The organism is Streptomyces sp. NPDC127097 (assembly GCF_042724075.1).
Lineage (GTDB): Bacteria > Actinomycetota > Actinomycetes > Streptomycetales > Streptomycetaceae > Streptomyces.
The window spans coordinates 23245-39620 of record NZ_JBHXFI010000064.1 but is presented as its reverse complement, the minus strand read 5'-3'; the positions used below and the strand labels follow the sequence as shown (position 1 = coordinate 39620).

Below are 16376 nucleotides of genomic sequence, written 5' to 3'. Positions count from 1 at the left end.
TGTGGGACTGCTTCGCTTTACGTCCCACACCCCTGCCCCTCCGGCCCGTCCCCTCCCGTTGGGTGGGTGGGAAAGACGGTTGGTGGGGGTGCATGTTGGTGGTCGAGTGCGCCGCACTGGTCGCAGTGAAACTGCCTACGGGCGCCCGCCCCCACTCACCGTCACCGCACCCACAGCCCCGCGCAGCGGACCCGCCCGCCGCAGGCGCCACGGCGGGGGCACCGCGCAAGCGGGCATCAAACGGCGAGCAACAACCACGGCGGGAAAGCCGAAAACGTGGGAAGCTAACCCGCAACGCGCCGGAGGAAGATCGCCTCCGCCAACGAAAGTCGCTCCAGCTCCTGCGGAGAAACGCTCTCGTTGACCGCGTGGATCTGGGCCTCCGGCTCGCTGAGGCCGATGAGGAGGATTTCCGCGTCGGGGTAGAGCGCAGCCAACGTGTTGCACAGGGGGATGGAGCCGCCCATGCCGGAGGTCTGCATCTCGGCGCCGTCGTATGCCTCTTGGAGGGCCTCGGCCATGGAGGTGTACGCGGGGCTGGTGGTGTCGGCGCGGAACGGCTGGCCCTGGCCGACCTGTTCGACCGCGACCCGGGCTCCCCAGGGGGCGGCGGTCTCCAGGTGGGCGGCGAGGAGCTTGGTCGCCTCGGCCGCGTCCGTGCCCGGCGGTACCCGCAGGCTGACCAGGGCGCGGGCGCCGGCCTGTATGGACGGGGTGGCGCCGACCACCGGGGGGCAGTCGATGCCGAGTACGGTGACGGCGGGGCGGGCCCAGATGCGGTCCGCGATCGTGCCGTTGCCGAGCAGGCCGACACCGTCCAGGATCTTGGCGTCCTTGCGGAAGTCCTCCTCGGGGTACTGGAGGCCGTCCCAGGTGGCGTCCGCGGCCAGGCCGGTCACCGTCGTCGAACCGTCCTCGGCGCGCAGCGAGTCCAGGATGCGGATGAGGGCCGCCAGCGCGTCCGGGGCCGCGCCGCCGAACTGGCCGGAGTGCAGATTGCCCTCCAGGGTGTCGACCCGGACGCGGAGCAGGGTCATGCCGCGCAGGGTCGCGGTCACCGTCGGCAGCCCGACCCGGAAGTTGCCGGTGTCGCCGATGACGATGGCGTCGGCGGCGAGCAGTTCCGGGTGTGCCTCGGCGTAGCGCTCCAGGCCGCCGGTGCCCTGTTCCTCCGAACCCTCCACGATCACCTTGACGTTGACCGGGACGCCGCCGTGTTCCTTGAGCGCGCGCAGCGCCGTCAGATGCATGATCAGGCCGCCCTTGCAGTCCGCGGCACCGCGGCCGTACCAGCGGCCGTCGCGCTCGGTCAGCTCGAAAGGCGGGGAGACCCAGGCGGCCTCGTCCAGCGGCGGCTGCACGTCGTAGTGGGCGTACAGCAGGACCGTGGGAGCGCCGGCCGGGCCGGGGAGGAAGCCGTACACGGACTGGGTGCCGTCGGGGGTGTCCAGCAGTGCCACGTCCTGGAAGCCGTCCGCCCGCAGTGTGTCGACGATCCAGTTGGCGGCCGCCTCGCACTCGCTCTTGGGGAACTGAGCCGGATCCGCGACCGACTTGAAGGCCACCAGCTCGGCCAGCTCGGTCCTGGCGCGGGGCTGGAGTGCGGCGACGGTACGTGCGAGCGGGCTGTCAGGCATGGAACGCTCCTTGTGGGCACGACGTTGTGCGTACGGGCCGTCCGGCCTCGTGAGCCGGACGTACGGGCATCAGTCACCCGATCTTCCCACAGGCCCCTTGCGCAACAGCGGCCCGTAGGATGCGGGTACACGCAGCCAGGCATCGAACGGGAGCAGAAGTACAGGTGAGCAGCGAGCGGGCAGCGGAGGACAACCAGCAGGTGTGGGACGTCGTGGTGGTGGGCGCGGGGCCCGCGGGTGCCTCGGCCGCGCATGCCGCGGCCTGTACGGGACGCCGCGTGCTGCTCCTGGAGAAGGCGGAACTCCCGCGCTACAAGACCTGCGGCGGCGGCATCATCGGACCCTCCCGGGACTCCCTCCCGCCGGGCTTCGATCTGCCGCTGCGCGACCGGGTGCATGCGGTGACGTTCTCGCTGAACGGCCGGCTGGCCCGCACCCGCCGTTCCAAGAACATGCTGTTCGGGCTGATCAACCGCCCCGAGTTCGACGCCCGGCTGGTCGAGTCGGCCAAGGACGCGGGTGCGACGGTCCGTACGGGCGTCACGGTCTCCCGGGTGGAGCAGCACGGTGCCGAGGTGCCCGACCGGCGGACCGTCGCGGTGGTGCTCGGTGGCGGTGAGGTGGTGCTGGCCCGTTCGGTGATCGGCGCGGACGGCAGCGCGGGCCGTATAGGAGCGCATGTCGGGGTCAAGCTCGACCAGGTCGATCTGGGTCTGGAGGCGGAGATTCCGGTGCCGCCGCCGGTCGCCGAGGACTGGGCGGGGCGGGTGCTCATCGACTGGGGGCCGATCCCCGGCAGCTACGGCTGGGTCTTCCCCAAGGGGGACACCCTCACCGTCGGTGTCATCTCCGCGCGCGGCGAGGGCGCGGCGACCAAGCGCTATCTGGAGGACTTCATCGGGCGGCTGGGCCTGGCCGGTTTCGAGCCGAGCATCTCGTCCGGGCATCTGACGCGCTGCCGCGCCGATGACTCCCCGCTGTCCCGGGGCCGGGTGCTGGTGTGCGGTGACGCGGCCGGGCTGCTGGAGCCGTGGACGCGGGAGGGCATCTCGTTCGCGCTGCGGTCCGGGCGGCTCGCGGGGGAGTGGGCGGTGCGCGTCTCGGAGGCGCATGACGCGGTGGACGCCCGTCGCCAGGCCCTCAATTACGCCTTCGCCATCAAGGCGGGCCTCGGGGTGGAGATGGGCGTGGGCCGCCAGATGCTCAAGGTCTTCTCGCGCCGCCCCGGTCTGCTGCATGCCGCGGTCACGGGCTTCCGCCCGGCCTGGCACGCCTTCGCGAAGATCACCCGCGGGACGACGACGCTGGCCGAGATCGTGCGCACGCATGCGGTGGCGCGTCGGGCGCTGGAGGCGATGGACCGCGGCTGAGGCGGGGCGCGGGGCCGGCCGGTTGCCTGGTGAGCGGGCGCGCCCGGCGCCTGGCGCCCGGCCGTGCGTCCGTGGGGCGGCGGGTCGCCCGGCCCAGGGTGTTGATGTGGGCCGTGCCGTACTCCCGGGGGAGTACGTCCGGTCACCGCGCCGGGCTGACGCCGCCGGGCCCCGTCGCGGACTAGCGTGACGGCATGGACAACGCACGGCCGCCGTGGGCGCGGCGCTCCGTCGGCCCGGCGTGGGAGCGGTGGCTGGCGACCCCGCCCGGGGAACCGCGCGGGCGGTCCGGCAGCCGGCTGCCCTGGCTGTCGACCCTCGTCGTGACGCTGGTGGTGACGGTCGGCTCCGGCTTCGCCGGCCACGGTCAGCCGGACCGCGTCCCGCTGGACTCCCTCGGGCGCGCGCTGCTGGTCCTCGGCGGTGCCCTGCTGCTGTTCCGGCACCGCTTCCCGCGCACCGTCGCCATCGGCACCGCCACCGCCACCGCCGCCTACCTCGCGGCCGGCTATCCGTACGGCCCGGTCTTCCTCCTCCTCGCCCTCGGCGCCTTCGCGGCGGTCGTCGCGGGACACCGCAAGGTCGCCTGGTGGGCGCTGGGCGGGGTGTGGGCCTCCCATGTCCTGGTCGCCCACTGGCTCTACCGGTGGCTGCCGCCCCCGCACGACGGGCCCGCGCCCTGGGGCGAGGAACTGCTGGTCACGGCCTGGGTGGTGGCCGTGGTGGCGCTCTCCGAGCTGGTGCGGGTGCGCCGGGAGCAGCTGGCGAAGGCCCACGCCGAGCGGGCCGCCGCGGAACGCCGCAGGGCGGACGAGGAGCGGCTGCGGATCGCCCGTGAGCTGCATGACGTCCTGGCCCACAGCATCTCCGTCATCAACGTCCAGGCGGGCGTGGGGCTGGCGCTGCTCGACAGCGACCCGGAGCAGGCGCGGAGCGCGCTGACCACCATCAAGGACGCGAGCAAGGAAGCGCTCGGCGAGGTCCGGCAGGTCCTCGGCACCCTGCGCACGCCGGGCGACGCGCCGCGCTCCCCGGCCCCCGGGCTGGACCGGCTCCCCGAACTCACCGAGCAGGCCCGCAGCGCCGGGCTCACCGTGGACATCACCACCGAGGGCACCCCGGCCACGCTGCCGCCCGGCACCGACCTCGCCGCGTTCCGCATCGTCCAGGAGGCGCTCACCAACATCGTCCGCCACTCCGGCTCCCGTACGGCCCGGGTGCTGCTCCGCCACACTCCCGGAGCGCTGGAGATCCGGGTCGACGACGACGGCCCGGCGACCGCCGGCGGGGGCGGGCCGGGCGGCGGCAACGGACTGATCGGGATGCGGGAGCGGGCCGCCGCGCTGGGTGGCACCGTCGAGGCGGGGCCGCGCCCCGACGGCGGCTTCCGGGTCCGGGCCCGTATCCCGCTGTCCGGTACGGGGACACCGGACCCGGGCCAGGGGGCGGATACGGTGACCCCCACCGCCCCCGAGGAGGAGTCGTGATCCGGGTACTGCTCGCCGACGATCAGCTGCTGGTGCGGGCCGGCTTCAAGGTGCTGCTGGACGCCCAGCCCGATATCGAGGTGGTCGCCGAGGCCGCGGACGGGCAGCAGGCGGTGGCCGCGGTCCGCGAACACCGCCCGGACATCGTCCTGATGGACATCCGGATGCCGGTGGCGGACGGCCTGGTCGCCACCCGCCGGATCACCGAGGACCCGCGGCTGCGCGAGGTGAAGGTCGTCATGCTGACCACCTTCGAGCTGGACGAGTACGTCTTCGAGGCGATCCGCTCGGGAGCCTCCGGCTTTCTGGTCAAGGACACCGAACCGGAGGAGCTGCTACGGGCCGTGCGCGCGGTCGTCGCCGGTGACGCCCTGCTCTCGCCCGGTGTCACCCGCCGCCTCATCGCCGAGTTCGCGGCCCGCTCCAAGGAACCGGCCGCGGCCGATGCGCTGTCCGCGCTGACCGAGCGGGAGCGTGAGGTGATGGCGCTGGTCGGCATCGGTCTGTCCAACGAGGAGATCGCCCGCCGGCTGGTCGTCAGCCCGCTCACCGCCAAGACGCATGTCAGCCGCACGATGGTCAAACTGGGTGCCCGGGATCGTGCCCAACTGGTCGTGCTGGCCTATGAGTCGGGGCTGGTGCGGCCCGGCTGGCTGGGGTGAGGCCGGCGCGGGCCGGGCGGACGTGCGGGCCGAGGCGGGCCGGAGCGATGGCCGTGGGCCGGACGAGCAGCCGGCCCGCCGCGCCGCCCGGGAGGCTCAGACGCCGCCCCGCTCCTGCCACAGCCGGGGCAGGGTCTCATCGCCGGTGAAGGTCAGCGCGTCCCACGGCAGACGGTTCCACAGCGCGAGATACAGCTCCTCGGCCGGGCCCTCGACCGTGCAGTCGGCCGGCTTTCCGGCGTCCGGACCGTCGGCGTCGGTGCGCACCGTGTGCGGCGGGGCGTCGGAGAGATGTACGGTCCAGTCGGCGCCGGGGGCGTTCACGGCCCGCAGCCGCAGCGTACGGGGGGTGTCCGTGCGGAGCCGGCTGCGGTCGCGGGCGTGAAAGCCCGTCAGGAGTTCGTCGATGCCGTCGGCGGCGAAGGCGGACGGGAGCGGCGTGAGGGAGGCACCGAGCGCTTGCTGGGCGTCCGCGCGGTGCACCGAGGTCTCGTGCGCCTGCCGGCGGGCCCAGAACGCCAGGGGGGACGGGGCGGGCAGGAACGTCCAGGCGGACAGGTCCTGCGGCGCGGAGTGCAGCGCCAGGACGAGCTGGTGGTGGCCCTCGCGCAGCCAGGGAACGAGTTCGTCGTCGGCCAGTTCCGGGGCCTCGGGGGGACGGCTGGGCTGCTGCACGCCCTGTGCCACGAACTCCGTCGCCCAGCGGTGCACCCGTCCGACATGGGTGACCAGATCCCGCATCTGCCAGTCGGGACAGGCCGGAATCCGGGCATCCGGCCCCGCCTCCTGCGCGGCATCGGCGAGCAGGCCGCCGTCCAGTCGCAGCGTTTCGACGAACTCAGTGATCTCCATACCCACGAGTCTGCCAGCAGGCACCGACAGCGAACCCTCGCGGGTCCGGCCGCCGACGGCGCGGGGGGCGGTGGGCCGGGCGACGGCGCCCGAGGTCGCCCCGGTGCGTCACGTTCGCCCGGTGTGTGCCCCGCGGGTGGCGCAGGCGATGCCCGCCGCGAACGCGGCGAGCAGGGCGACCGTGGTCAGCGCGGCGGGCAGCCCGACCGCCTCGGCGAGGAAGCCGATGGCGGGCGGGCCGAGCAGCATGCCGCCGTAGCCGACCGTGGAGGCCACCGCGACACCGTCCGGGCCGCCGGTCTCGCCGGCCCGTGCCAGGGCGATGGGGAAGATGTTGGCGAGGCCCAGGCCGGCCACGGCGAAGCCGGCACCGGCCCACCAGGCCGTGGGCGCGAGTGCGCCGAGCAGCATCCCCGCGGTCGCCGTCGTGCCGCCCGCGATCAGCGTCCGGGCCGCTCCGAAGCGCTGCACGACCGCGGTGCCGGACAGCCGCCCCACGGCCATCGCCAGCGCGAACACCGCGTATCCGGCGGCGGCCGTACCGGGCCCGGCGCCCAGGTCCTGGGAGAGGTGCAGCGCGCCCCAGTCGGCCATCGCCCCCTCGCCGTACGCGGTGCACAGGGCGATCAGCCCGAACACGAGCACCAGACGGCGCGCCCGGCCGTTCCCCGGACGGGGGTCCGCCGGCGCGGGCAGCCGCTCGGGGACCTCCGGCACCGGGTGCCGGCCCAGCGCGCGCCCCGCGACGGCCGTCACCAGCAGCCCGATCACCGCGAGCACCAGCAGATGGACGGTGGCGGACAGCCCGCCCGCGAGCAGTCCGCCCAGGCCCGCGCCGAGCATGCCGCCCAGGCTGAAGGCGGCGTGGAAGCCCGGCATCACGGGGCGCCGCAGGGCGCCGATGAGCGCGACCGCGGCGCTGTTCATCGCGACGTTGAGCGCGCCGTAGGCGGCGCCGAAGAGCAGCAGGACGAGTCCCAGAGCGGTCGCGGAGCGGGTGAGCGGCGGCAGCACGATGCTGAGCGAGAGGGCGGCCGCGGCGGCGACCGTCACGAGGGGGCTGCCGAACCGCCGGCACAGCCGTCCGGCGATCATCATGAAGGCGACCGCGCCGGCCGACACGCCGAGCAGGGCGAGCCCGAGGGCGCCCGGTCCGGCGCCGGTCTGCGCCTTGATCGCGGGGATCCGGACGACCCATCCGGCGAAGAGGAAGCCGTCCATGGCGAAGAATGCGGTGAGCGCGATACGGGTGCGGGTCAGGCGCGGCCCGGCGGGGACGGAGCCCCGGTCCTGCGCGAGGGCCCTCCGCATTTTGTTTAGCGTCGGCACAAAGTCAGAATAGGGGTGTGACCCAGACTCGGACAACCAGGCTGGAGCGGGGCCGCGGCGCCCTCGGACCCGCACTGGAGCTCGTACACACCGGCCGCGCGCCCACCCGCGCCGTCCTGACCTCCGAACTCGGCGTGACCCGCGCGACCGCGGGAGCGGTGGCCGCCGAGCTCGAAGCGCTCGGACTGATCACCGTCGACTCCCGGCCGACCGCCTCGGCCGGCTCCCAAGGGCGGCCCTCCCACCGGCTGTTCGTCGCCGAGCGCGGACCGGTCGTGCTCGCCGCGCAGATCCACGCGGACGGGTTCCGGGTCGCGCTGGTCGGCCTCGGGGGCCGCATCGTGGCGACCTCGACCGGCTGCGGCGCCATCCCCGCCGACCCGGCGCATGTGCTCGCCGACGTCGTCGCGGCCGGCGCCGACCTGCTGCGCGAGACCGGACGACGCTGCCTCGGCGCCGGCCTCGCGGTGCCCTCCGCGGTCGCCGAACCCGACGGCGAGGCCCTCAACCCGCTGCATCTCGCCTGGCCTCGGGGCGCCCCCGTACGCGCCCTCTTCCTGCGCTCGCTCGCCGACGCCGGCATCCCGGGAGTCACCGAGCAGATCGGCTTCAGCGGCAACGATGTCAATCTCATGGCGCTCGCCGAACACCGGCACGGGGCCGGCCGGGGCGCCCGTGACCTGCTCTGTGTGGCCTCCGGGCACCGGGGCGTCGGCGGGGCGCTGGTGCTCGACGGCCGTCTGCACAGCGGCAGTTCGGGCCTGGCGCTGGAAGTCGGCCATCTGACCGTCCACCCCGAAGGGGCGCCCTGCCACTGCGGCAGCCGCGGCTGCCTGGACGTCGAGGCGGACCCGCTCGCCTTCCTCGGCGCCGCGGGCCGCGAACCGGGCCCCGAGGGCTCCCTGCTCCAGCAGTCCGCCGATCTGCTGCGGAACGAGTACGCCGATCCGGGCGTCCGCGCCGCGGCCGACCTCCTCATCGACCGCCTCGGCCTGGGCCTCGCCGGCCTCGTCAACATCCTCAACCCCGACCGCATCGTCCTCGGCGGACTGCATCGCGCCCTGCTGGAGGCCGACCCGGAACGGCTGCGCGCGGTGGTCGCCGACCGCAGCCTGTGGGGCCGCAGCGGCGGGGTGCCGATCCTGCCGTGCGGCCTCGACCACAACAGCCTGGTCGGCGCGGCCGAACTGGCCTGGCAGCCGGTGCTGGACGATCCGCTGGTCGTCGTCGACCGGTAGGCGGCGGGGCGCAGTCCGGCGCCGGCTGGTGGGGCGGAGCGGCGGTGTACGGGTGGGAGCCGTATTTCCCGGGGCTCTTCGCCGTCGGGAAACACGGCTGCTGCCGGTGCCGGAGCGGCCGGACGCTCAGACGTTGCCGGGCTTCGTCGCCAGGCAGGCCGCGTGCTTGCTGTCGGTCCCGCAAGCGATCAGCAGGCTGTTCTGACCGTCGGTGTTCTCGGCGGCGGGGAGGGTCGCCGTTCCGTCGCCCCACCACTCGGTGTCACGGTCGGTCACGCCCCGACCACGCCCGTGACCTCCTCCGCCAGGCCGTGGGCCGCTACCGGCAGCTCGGCGCGGCCTGGGACATCCGGCGCGACGAGGCCCGGCTGCGGGCCGTCGGCATCCGCCGCGGCCACCACGGCGAGCCGCAGGCCGGCGCCGGCTGGGACTCCCTGACGCCGACCCAGCTCACGGTGGCCTCGTACGTCGCCCAGGGCCTGTCGAACCCGGAGATCGCGGCGCGGATGTTCGTCTCCCGCCGCACCACACAGACCCATGTCTCCCACATCCTCGCCCGGCTGGGACTCTCCTCCCGCGTCGAGCTCGCCGCCGCCCACGCCCGGCGGCAGGGCCAGACACCGGGGCGCAGCGGAACCCGGCGCGGTCCGTAGGCTGCGGTCATGATTCCCGAAGCGGTCGCGCGCAGTCCGTACGTCAGCCTGGTCACCTTCCGCCGGAGCGGGACCCCGGTGGCCACCCCCGTATGGGCGGTGGCCGAGGGGGCGGAACTCCTGGTGTGGACGCGGGACGACAGCTGGAAGGTGAAGCGGCTGCGGCACGACCCGCGGGTGACCGTCACCCCGTGCGATGTGCGCGGCCGGATCGTCGAGGGCGCCCGGACCGTCGAGGGCACCGGCCGGCTCCTGGAGGGGGCGGCCGGGCTGGGCCGGGTGCGCAAGGCGATGGCGCGCAAATACGGGCTGCGGTTCCGTCTGATGGACGTCGTCGGCGCGCTGGTGCGCGGCGGCAAGCGGCCGCATGTGGGGATCTCGGTCACCCTGTAGTGGACGGGCGGGCAGCCCGCACACCCGGCTCCGTTCACACGCTCCCGTGCGGTGCCCGTGCCCAGTCGGCGGCGAAGGCGCGTGCCGGGTTGGCCGTCAGGAACCGGGTCACCAGGTCCGTGCCCAGGGCGCGGGCCAGCCGCTCCCGGTGGCGGCGCAGCAGATACGGCATGCCGGGGCCGCCGTTGACCGATCTGGCGCCGGCCGTGGTGGTGTCGCCGCCCAGCAGGATCCGGTCGGCGAAGCCCGCGTCGGCGAGCGCGCCCAACGCCTCGGGGAGCCGCCAGTCGGTCGCGTGATGGGCCCGTGAGGGGCCGTCGAAGGCCAGATACGCCCCGGCCTCGGCGGCCGCCCGGTGCACGACGAGGTCCGGCGAACGGTTGAGATGACCGAGGATCACCCGGTCCGGCGGGACCGCCAACGTGCCGCAGAGCAGGTCGAGTACGTCCAGCGCCCCGGTGCCCAGCTCCAGGTGGACGCCGATGGCGGCGCCGGTCGCCCGCTGGGCCTCCGCGGCGGCCGTCATGGTGTGCCGGGCGTGCCGGTCCAGCCCGTGGAAGCCACCGGCGACCTTGATCATCCCGGCCCGGGGGCCGGTGCCGCCGATCCCTTCGGTCAGCTCGCCGACGAACAGCCCGGCCAGATCCGCGCCGGCCCGCGCCAGCAGCTCGGGAGAGTAGTGCGCCGCCTGGTGCAGCCCGGTGGCGGCGACGATCCGTACGCCCGACTCCCGTGCCAGCCGCGGCAGTTCGGCGGCGCGGCGGCCCATGCCGTACGGCGTCCACTGAATCACCGCCGCGCCGCCGGCCGCGCGGAAGGCGCTCAGCTCGGCGGCCGCCGCCTCGGCGTCGTCCAGCTCCTGGCCCGGGAGTTGGGGGCTGCGAAGGAAGAGATGGTCGTGGGCGTCGCAGACGCCGAGGCCGGCGGGCGCGATATCGCCGAGGACCGTACGGATGGCGGGGGAGACGGGGGGTTTCGCGGGGGCCCGGTTCACCACTGCTGCCCCTCGCCCAACAGGCCGGTGCCCGGGGCGGACAGATGCAGCACCTGGTAGCGGTCGCCCGCGGCCCGCGGTGCGCCGTCCGTCCAGAGGGTGAAGTGGACCAGTTCCCAGCGCCGCGGGTCGAGGGCCAGCGCGGTGGTGTGCACCCCGTCCGTCGTGGCCAACTCCTCGTGTCCGGCGATCTCTTGCGCGATGACGGTGGCGGCGTCGGCGTCCTCGGCGAGCGGCACGGTCCGCCGCGTGAACGCGCGGGGAGGTACACCGGCGGCCGGGCCGGGGCGGTGGAACAGCCCCTGCCAGTGCTGGACGGCCGGCCGCCCGAAGTCGCGGACCACACCGCGGAATCCGTCGCCGAGGAGGAAGCGGTTCATGGCCTCCGGGTCGGCCCAGAGGTAGAACGGCGCGTACTGGTTGACCGGTGCGCCGTCGACCCCGCGCTCCCGGATCCCGTACGCCTTCAGGCCGAGCCCGGGAAAGTCGTCCAGGAGGTGGCCCCTGGTCCGGACGCGGTCCCGGATGATCCGCATGTCGTAGTCGGCGGGCAGGGTGATCGCGTACTGCATGGCGTGCATGACGGGCTCCGTACGGGTGCGGGGGAGGGGGCTCAGCCGGTGGTGCGGGTGCCGGGCGTGCACTGTGCGGCGAGCAGCGCCAGCACGCCCTGCACGGCGGCGTCGAAGGGGGCGGGGTCATCGGCCGCGCGGGCCAGGACATAGCCGCCCTGGACGACGGCCGCGACGGCCGCGGCGCCGGCCGCCGGGTCCAGCCCGGCGGACAGCTCCCCACGGCGCCGCCCTTCGGCGAGCACCTCGGCGATCCGGCCCTGGAGCCAGCCGAACAGCTCGTCCAGCGGCTGCCGCAGCTCCGGGCTGCGCACCACATCGCGGTCCTGCGTCATCCGGCCGATCGGACAGCCGCGCAGCACCCGCCGCTCCCGCAGCAGATACGCCGCGACCCGGTCGTACGCCGTACCGGGACCGCCCAGGCACGACTCGGCGCCCTGCTTCAGCTCCTCCGCGGTGCGCCGGATCGCCGCCAGGGCGAGCTCGGACTTGCCGGTGAAGTGGTGGTACATGCTGCCCTGGCCGACGCCCGCGCGCTCCAGGATCGCCTTGGGGCTGGTGCCGACATAGCCCCGCTCCCACAGCAGCTCCTGGGTGCTCCGGACGAGTCGCTCCTGTGTGCCGAGCGGTTCCTGAGTGCTCATGCACCGCACTGTACATACTAGTAGTTACAGTGATCAAGAAGGGGCGGGCGGGCGAGGGCGGACGGGCTTGCGCGGAGCCTCCGGGTGAGGGGGAGCAGCCGTCGGCGCCCCGCGTACTTCCCGGGTCGTACGGGCGGAGCCGCTGGCCGTACGACGACCGGCGGCCCGCGAAGGGCGAGTCTCGAAGGAGACCGGACGTACCCGGTTCGGCGGCCGGGACCGAAGGCCCCGGCCGACACCTCCCCAGCAAGGAGCTGATTGCGATGTTCGAACTCGCCGACCCCTGGTCCGGCGGTGGCCCCGGCCCCTGGATCCTGTTCGTCCCCTTCGTGTGGGCGCTGGTCATCATCGGTGTGGTGACACTGCTGCGCCGCACCGTCTGGCGCCATGGCGGGCCCGGACGGCAGTTCCGCGGGCCGCAGCACTCCGCGCGTGCCGATGCCCCCTCGCCCGTGGCCGTCCTCGGCCGGCGCTTCGCCGCGGGCGAGATCGACGAGGAGGAGTACTGGCGCCGGCTCTCCGTCCTGGAGGAACACTTCGCCGCGGGCCCCAAGGGGGGCGCGGCATGACCGCCGCCGGCCCGGACCGCCGCGGCGTCCGGGCCGGCCCGTCAGCCGACCTTGGTGCCCCGTATGCGGGCGTGCGAGCCGGTCACCGTACGGGCGTCCGTCAACGGCACGGACTCCCCGTATCCGCAGACCGTACGGGCCTCTTCGGGCGGCGTGGTCAGGGCCGGAAGGGTGAACCACACGACCTTGCCGCTGCCGTCCGGGCGCACCCCCCAGCTCTCGCTGAGCGCCGCGATCAGCGCCAGGCCGCGGCCGCAGGTCTCCCAGCTGTCGGCGACCCGGATGCGGGGCAGCCGGGGGTCCTCGTCGTGTACCGACACCGTCAACTGATCAAGAAGAACGCACAGTTCCACGGTGCATTGCTTGCTGGGACGGGCGTGCCGGTGCACATTGGCGAGGAGTTCGGTCACCCCGAGCGCCGCCGGGTCTATCAGGGCGTCGAGACGCCAGTACCGCAGCTGGGCGGAGACGATTCTGCGCACATGTCCGATGCGAGCCGGAACGGCTTGGAGCTCCACCGTGCAGTGCCTGCTGGGCTGCCTGATCACGACCGCGACTCCCTGATGAGGCCGGGCGCCCCTCGTGCCGGGCAGGGGCGAAGATCGGATCCAGCGATGCCGACTGCACCACAGCGTCACCGCTGGTGAACCCTCAGTGATACGAGTCCAGGGTCAGTCAGCCGCAGCGCTCCCGCAACCGCACCCCCTCGGCCGGAGCAGGCCGTCAGCGGCGCGGCGGGCGGGCCGCCTCCAGGGCCTTGAAGAAGAGTTCCGGGGTGCCGAGCGTGAGCGAATAGCGATGCCCGTTGAGCGTGGCAAGCGCCCGGTCCCGCGCCGCGAACAGCGGTTTATGGGCCTGTACGGCCTGGAGCGGGGCGCTGTCGATCTCGGTGCCGTAGCTGGTCAGCAGCGCCAGCCTGCCGTCGCTGATGACGACCTGGCCGGCGCGGGTCAGGGACCGCAGCCATCGCTCGATCCGTACGCCGGTCGCGTTGAACTCAGGCTCCGCCATGCCGGCACCTCCTCGGTAGACGGGCAGCTGCCCTCCACCGCCCCTTGAGGGAAGTTTGCCGGTACCGCGCCCGGCGCACCAGTGGCACCGGCCCGCGGTGCGCACAACACCCCTGTCCCCTGGCCTCCTTGGGGTATCTCAAAGTGATGTTTATGCAGGTGAGAAGGGTGCGGCGGGTGGTTATAGTCGGAAGCGGCCCGCCGTTTTCCACGGGCCTTCACACCCTCGGAGGAGCGCGCCGTGAGCACTGCACAGCAGCCGCAGAGCCGGTCTGACCACCAGGCCGCGGCCGAAGCCCCGATGCCGACCGTCGACGTCGACCGCACGGATCAGGACTACCGAAGCTGGCTCAAAGAGGCCGTGCGCAAGGTCCAGGCGGACGCCAACCGCACCGCCGACACCCACCTGCTGCGCTTCCCGCTGCCCGAGCGGTGGGGCATCGACCTCTACCTCAAGGACGAGTCGACGCACCCCACCGGCAGCCTCAAGCACCGGCTGGCCCGCTCGCTGTTCCTCTATGGGCTGTGCAACGGCTGGATCCGCCCCGGCAAGCCCGTCATCGAGTCCTCCAGCGGCTCCACGGCCGTGTCCGAGGCGTATTTCGCCTCCCTCATCGGGGTGCCGTTCATCGCGGTGATGCCGGCCACCACCAGCCGTGAGAAGACCCGGCTGATCGAATTCCACGGCGGCACCTGCCATCTGGTGCAGGACCCGCGGACCGTCTACGAGGTCTCCGCCCGGCTCGCCGCCGAATCCGGCGGCCACTACATGGACCAGTTCACCTACGCGGAACGGGCCACCGACTGGCGCGGCAACAACAACATCGCCGAGTCGATCTACCAGCAGCTGCGGCTGGAGCGCTACCCCGAGCCCGCCTGGATCGTGGCCACCGCGGGTACCGGCGGCACCTCCGCGACCATCGCCCGCTATGTCCACTACATGCAGTACGACACCCGCATCTGCGTCCCCGACCCGGAGAACTCCTGCTTCTTCGACGGCTGGCGCACCGGCGACGCCACGACCGACTGCGCCACCGCCTCGCGTATCGAGGGCATCGGGCGGCCCCGGATGGAGCCGAGCTTCGTGCCCGGCGCCATCGACCGGATGATGAAGGTCCCGGACGCGGCCAGCGTCGCGGCCGTACGCGCCCTGGAGACCGCGATAGGCCGCAAGGCGGGCGGCTCCACCGGCACCGGGCTGTGGAGCGCCCTGAAGATCGTCGCCGAGATGGTCGCCGAGGGCCGTACGGGATCCGTCGTCACCCTGCTGTGCGACCCCGGCGACCGCTACCTCGACAAGTACTACTCCGACGCCTGGCTGGCCGCCCAGGGCCTGGACATCACGCCCTACGCGCGCACCATCGACGAGTTCCTGGCCACCGGCTCCTGGCCCGCCTGAGCCGCCGGGCGGGATGCGGGGGCAGGCTCAGGACCGGGTGAGCCGGCGGTCCAGGGCCCGCGCCGACTGCCGGAAGGCGTGGCCCAGACTGGGCCTGGCCAGCGCCAGCAGCGAGCGGAACGGCGCCGGACCGTCCGCCGCGAACGTCCACCGCAGCCGGGTGCCGCCACCCGCCGGCGTCAGCCGCCAGTCCTCCAACAGGGCCCGCAGCCCAGGGGCGTTGGTGGTGTCGACACGGTAGGCGTAGTGCGCATCGGGCTCGGCCGCCAGGACCGTCTCGGTGAAGCGGGTGCCACCGGTCAGCCGCACCTCGCGGCCCGCGCCGCCGTGCGTCGCCGCCGAGCGCGCCACGCCGGTGAACCAGCACGACCAGCCGGCCACATCGTCCGCCAGCGCCGCGTACACCACCTTCGGCGGCGCACCGACCTCCGCGGCGAACACCAGCCGCAGCGGGGCGGAGTCGACGAAGTCGAGCTCTACGGGGCGGAGTCGGCGTGCCACGGGACGAGCACCCCCTACGGGACGGTCGGCGATCCTGCGCGGCTCACCATAGCTGGCGGCCCGTCAGATGTCTGCGTCGTCCGGCTGCTCGCCCGCCACCACCAGCTCCGGCGGCAGCTCCGCGAACTCCGCCCGCGTCTGCGCGGGAATCCCGGCATCCGTCACCAGCACATCCACCTCGTCCAGCGTCGCGAACGAACTCAGGCCGACCGTGCCCCACTTGGTGTGGTCGGCGACCACCACCACCCGCCGCGCGGACCGCACGAAATGCCGGTTGGTCTCCGCCTCCGCCAGATTCGGCGTCGACAGACCCGCCTCGACCGATATGCCGTGCACCCCGAGGAAGAGCACATCGAAGTGCAGCGACCGGATCGCGGCGTCCGCCACCGGCCCCACCAGGGTGTCCGACGGCGTACGCACCCCGCCCGTCAGGACCACCGTCGCGGCACCCGCGCGCGGTCCCGTGCCGCCGCTGGCCGCCGCGCGCTGCGCGGTGTAGAACACATCGGCCACCCGCACCGAATTCGTCACCACCGTCAGATCCGGCACCTCCAGCAGCTGCTGGGCCAGCGCGAACGCGGTCGTACCGCCCGCCAGCGCGATCGCGCTGCCCGGCGCCGCCATCTCGGCCGCCGCCTTGGCGATGTCCTCCTTGGCGCTCAGCTCCAGCCCCGACTTCGCCTCGAAACCGGGCTCGTGCGCACTCGGCTCGCTGACCGGCACCGCGCCGCCGTGCACCTTCTCCACCAGGCCCTGGCGGGCCAGCGCATCCAGATCGCGACGGACCGTCATGTCCGACACGTTCAGCTTGCGGGTCAGCTCATTGACCCGCACCCCGCCCCGCCGTCTGACCTCGTCGAGAATCAGGGCACGCCGCTGCTCCGCGAGGAGATTCTGGTTGTCGCTCACCCCGGCCCGTCCCTTCCGCCCCGGCTCGCTGTGTCGGGTCGTACGTGCTGGCTCCCGCCTGCGATCACTGATGCCCTCATCCTCGCACGAGGCACTGACAGTGACGGGGTGGTCGGGGGAGACGGGTGGGCGTCGGTGGGGTGCCGGGGCGGCAGGA

General features: G+C 73.8%; 19 protein-coding genes. 8 read left to right on the top strand and 11 right to left on the bottom strand.

From position 1 onward, the window contains the following. Positions 1-284: 284 nt before the first annotated feature. Entirely contained in the window at positions 285-1637 is a 1353-nt protein-coding gene (locus tag ACFWJW_RS32520) for a dipeptidase (protein WP_387247883.1), read from the bottom strand. A 164-nt stretch (positions 1638-1801) separates the two neighbouring features. Between ACFWJW_RS32520 and ACFWJW_RS32515 the strand changes: the two genes are divergently transcribed. The 3 genes from ACFWJW_RS32515 to ACFWJW_RS32505 all read left to right on the top strand — a co-directional run bounded on the left by ACFWJW_RS32515 (position 1802) and on the right by ACFWJW_RS32505 (position 5156). Further along, a complete protein-coding gene (locus ACFWJW_RS32515) occupies positions 1802-3007 on the top strand; it encodes a geranylgeranyl reductase family protein (protein WP_387247881.1) in 1206 nt (401 codons plus the stop codon). Positions 3008-3201: 194 nt separating this feature from the next. Further along, entirely contained in the window at positions 3202-4494 is a 1293-nt protein-coding gene (locus ACFWJW_RS32510) for a sensor histidine kinase (RefSeq protein WP_387247879.1), read from the top strand. Continuing rightward, a complete protein-coding gene (locus ACFWJW_RS32505; protein WP_387247877.1) occupies positions 4491-5156 on the top strand; it encodes a response regulator in 666 nt (221 codons plus the stop codon). Before ACFWJW_RS32510 ends, ACFWJW_RS32505 begins: the two co-directional genes overlap by 4 nt. A gap of 96 nt (positions 5157-5252) precedes the next feature. Here the strand turns inward: ACFWJW_RS32505 and ACFWJW_RS32500 are convergent, their stop codons facing one another. Together ACFWJW_RS32500 and ACFWJW_RS32495 are read right to left on the bottom strand one after the other, a co-directional pair. Then, complete coding sequence (locus tag ACFWJW_RS32500) at positions 5253-6008, bottom strand: maleylpyruvate isomerase family mycothiol-dependent enzyme (protein ID WP_387247875.1); 756 nt, start codon at positions 6006-6008, stop codon at positions 5253-5255. 108 nt (positions 6009-6116) lie between these two features. Beyond that, the gene (locus ACFWJW_RS32495; protein WP_387247873.1) at positions 6117-7337 is read right to left on the bottom strand and encodes an MFS transporter; all 1221 of its coding nucleotides are present in this window, start codon (positions 7335-7337) and stop codon (positions 6117-6119) included. A 17-nt stretch (positions 7338-7354) separates the two neighbouring features. Between ACFWJW_RS32495 and ACFWJW_RS32490 the strand changes: the two genes are divergently transcribed. Next, on the top strand, positions 7355-8575 hold the full coding sequence (locus ACFWJW_RS32490) for an ROK family protein (protein WP_387247871.1): 1221 nt from the start codon (positions 7355-7357) through the stop codon (positions 8573-8575). A gap of 126 nt (positions 8576-8701) precedes the next feature. Here the strand turns inward: ACFWJW_RS32490 and ACFWJW_RS32485 are convergent, their stop codons facing one another. Further along, positions 8702-8851 carry a hypothetical protein gene (locus tag ACFWJW_RS32485; protein ID WP_387247869.1) on the bottom strand — a complete coding sequence of 50 codons (150 nt, stop codon included), beginning with the start codon at positions 8849-8851 and terminating at the stop codon, positions 8702-8704. 35 nt (positions 8852-8886) lie between these two features. On the opposite strand from ACFWJW_RS32485, the gene ACFWJW_RS32480 reads away from it, so the two are divergent. Next, on the top strand, positions 8887-9228 hold the full coding sequence (locus ACFWJW_RS32480) for a helix-turn-helix transcriptional regulator (protein WP_387247867.1): 342 nt from the start codon (positions 8887-8889) through the stop codon (positions 9226-9228). Between the two features lie 9 nt (positions 9229-9237). Further along, entirely contained in the window at positions 9238-9621 is a 384-nt protein-coding gene (locus ACFWJW_RS32475) for a PPOX class F420-dependent oxidoreductase (protein WP_387247865.1), read from the top strand. Between the two features lie 34 nt (positions 9622-9655). Here ACFWJW_RS32475 and ACFWJW_RS32470 read toward each other — a convergent pair whose 3' ends face one another. The 3 genes from ACFWJW_RS32470 to ACFWJW_RS32460 are packed head-to-tail and all read right to left on the bottom strand — an operon-like array spanning position 9656 to position 11831. Then, on the bottom strand, positions 9656-10615 hold the full coding sequence (locus ACFWJW_RS32470) for a phosphotriesterase (protein ID WP_387247863.1): 960 nt from the start codon (positions 10613-10615) through the stop codon (positions 9656-9658). Then, positions 10612-11196, bottom strand: a complete 585-nt coding sequence (locus ACFWJW_RS32465; protein ID WP_387247861.1) for a DUF4865 family protein — start codon at positions 11194-11196, stop codon at positions 10612-10614. Before ACFWJW_RS32465 ends, ACFWJW_RS32470 begins: the two co-directional genes overlap by 4 nt. 32 nt (positions 11197-11228) lie before the next feature. Then, positions 11229-11831, bottom strand: coding sequence for a TetR/AcrR family transcriptional regulator (locus tag ACFWJW_RS32460; protein ID WP_387247859.1), 603 nt, complete (start codon positions 11829-11831; stop codon positions 11229-11231). A 263-nt stretch (positions 11832-12094) separates the two neighbouring features. Between ACFWJW_RS32460 and ACFWJW_RS32455 the strand changes: the two genes are divergently transcribed. Continuing rightward, positions 12095-12400, top strand: a complete 306-nt coding sequence (locus ACFWJW_RS32455; protein ID WP_387247857.1) for an SHOCT domain-containing protein — start codon at positions 12095-12097, stop codon at positions 12398-12400. A gap of 41 nt (positions 12401-12441) precedes the next feature. On the opposite strand, the gene ACFWJW_RS32450 is transcribed toward ACFWJW_RS32455, so the two are convergent. Together ACFWJW_RS32450 and ACFWJW_RS32445 are read right to left on the bottom strand one after the other, a co-directional pair. Continuing rightward, positions 12442-12948, bottom strand: a complete 507-nt coding sequence (locus tag ACFWJW_RS32450; RefSeq protein WP_387247856.1) for an ATP-binding protein — start codon at positions 12946-12948, stop codon at positions 12442-12444. A gap of 175 nt (positions 12949-13123) precedes the next feature. Next, the gene (locus ACFWJW_RS32445; protein ID WP_387247854.1) at positions 13124-13411 is read right to left on the bottom strand and encodes a hypothetical protein; all 288 of its coding nucleotides are present in this window, start codon (positions 13409-13411) and stop codon (positions 13124-13126) included. A 300-nt stretch (positions 13412-13711) separates the two neighbouring features. Here ACFWJW_RS32445 and ACFWJW_RS32440 point away from each other — a divergent pair, with 300 nt between their 5' ends. After that, positions 13712-14809: a PLP-dependent cysteine synthase family protein gene (locus ACFWJW_RS32440; protein WP_387247887.1), complete on the top strand. Its 1098-nt coding sequence runs from the start codon at positions 13712-13714 to the stop codon at positions 14807-14809. 27 nt (positions 14810-14836) lie between these two features. Here the strand turns inward: ACFWJW_RS32440 and ACFWJW_RS32435 are convergent, their stop codons facing one another. Both ACFWJW_RS32435 and ACFWJW_RS32430 read right to left on the bottom strand, forming a co-directional pair. Beyond that, positions 14837-15310 (bottom strand): SRPBCC family protein, encoded by a 474-nt coding sequence (locus tag ACFWJW_RS32435; RefSeq protein ID WP_387247852.1) that lies wholly within the window; start codon positions 15308-15310, stop codon positions 14837-14839. Positions 15311-15373: 63 nt separating this feature from the next. Further along, positions 15374-16219, bottom strand: coding sequence for a DeoR/GlpR family DNA-binding transcription regulator (locus tag ACFWJW_RS32430; protein WP_190142630.1), 846 nt, complete (start codon positions 16217-16219; stop codon positions 15374-15376). Positions 16220-16376: the final 157 nt, after the last annotated feature.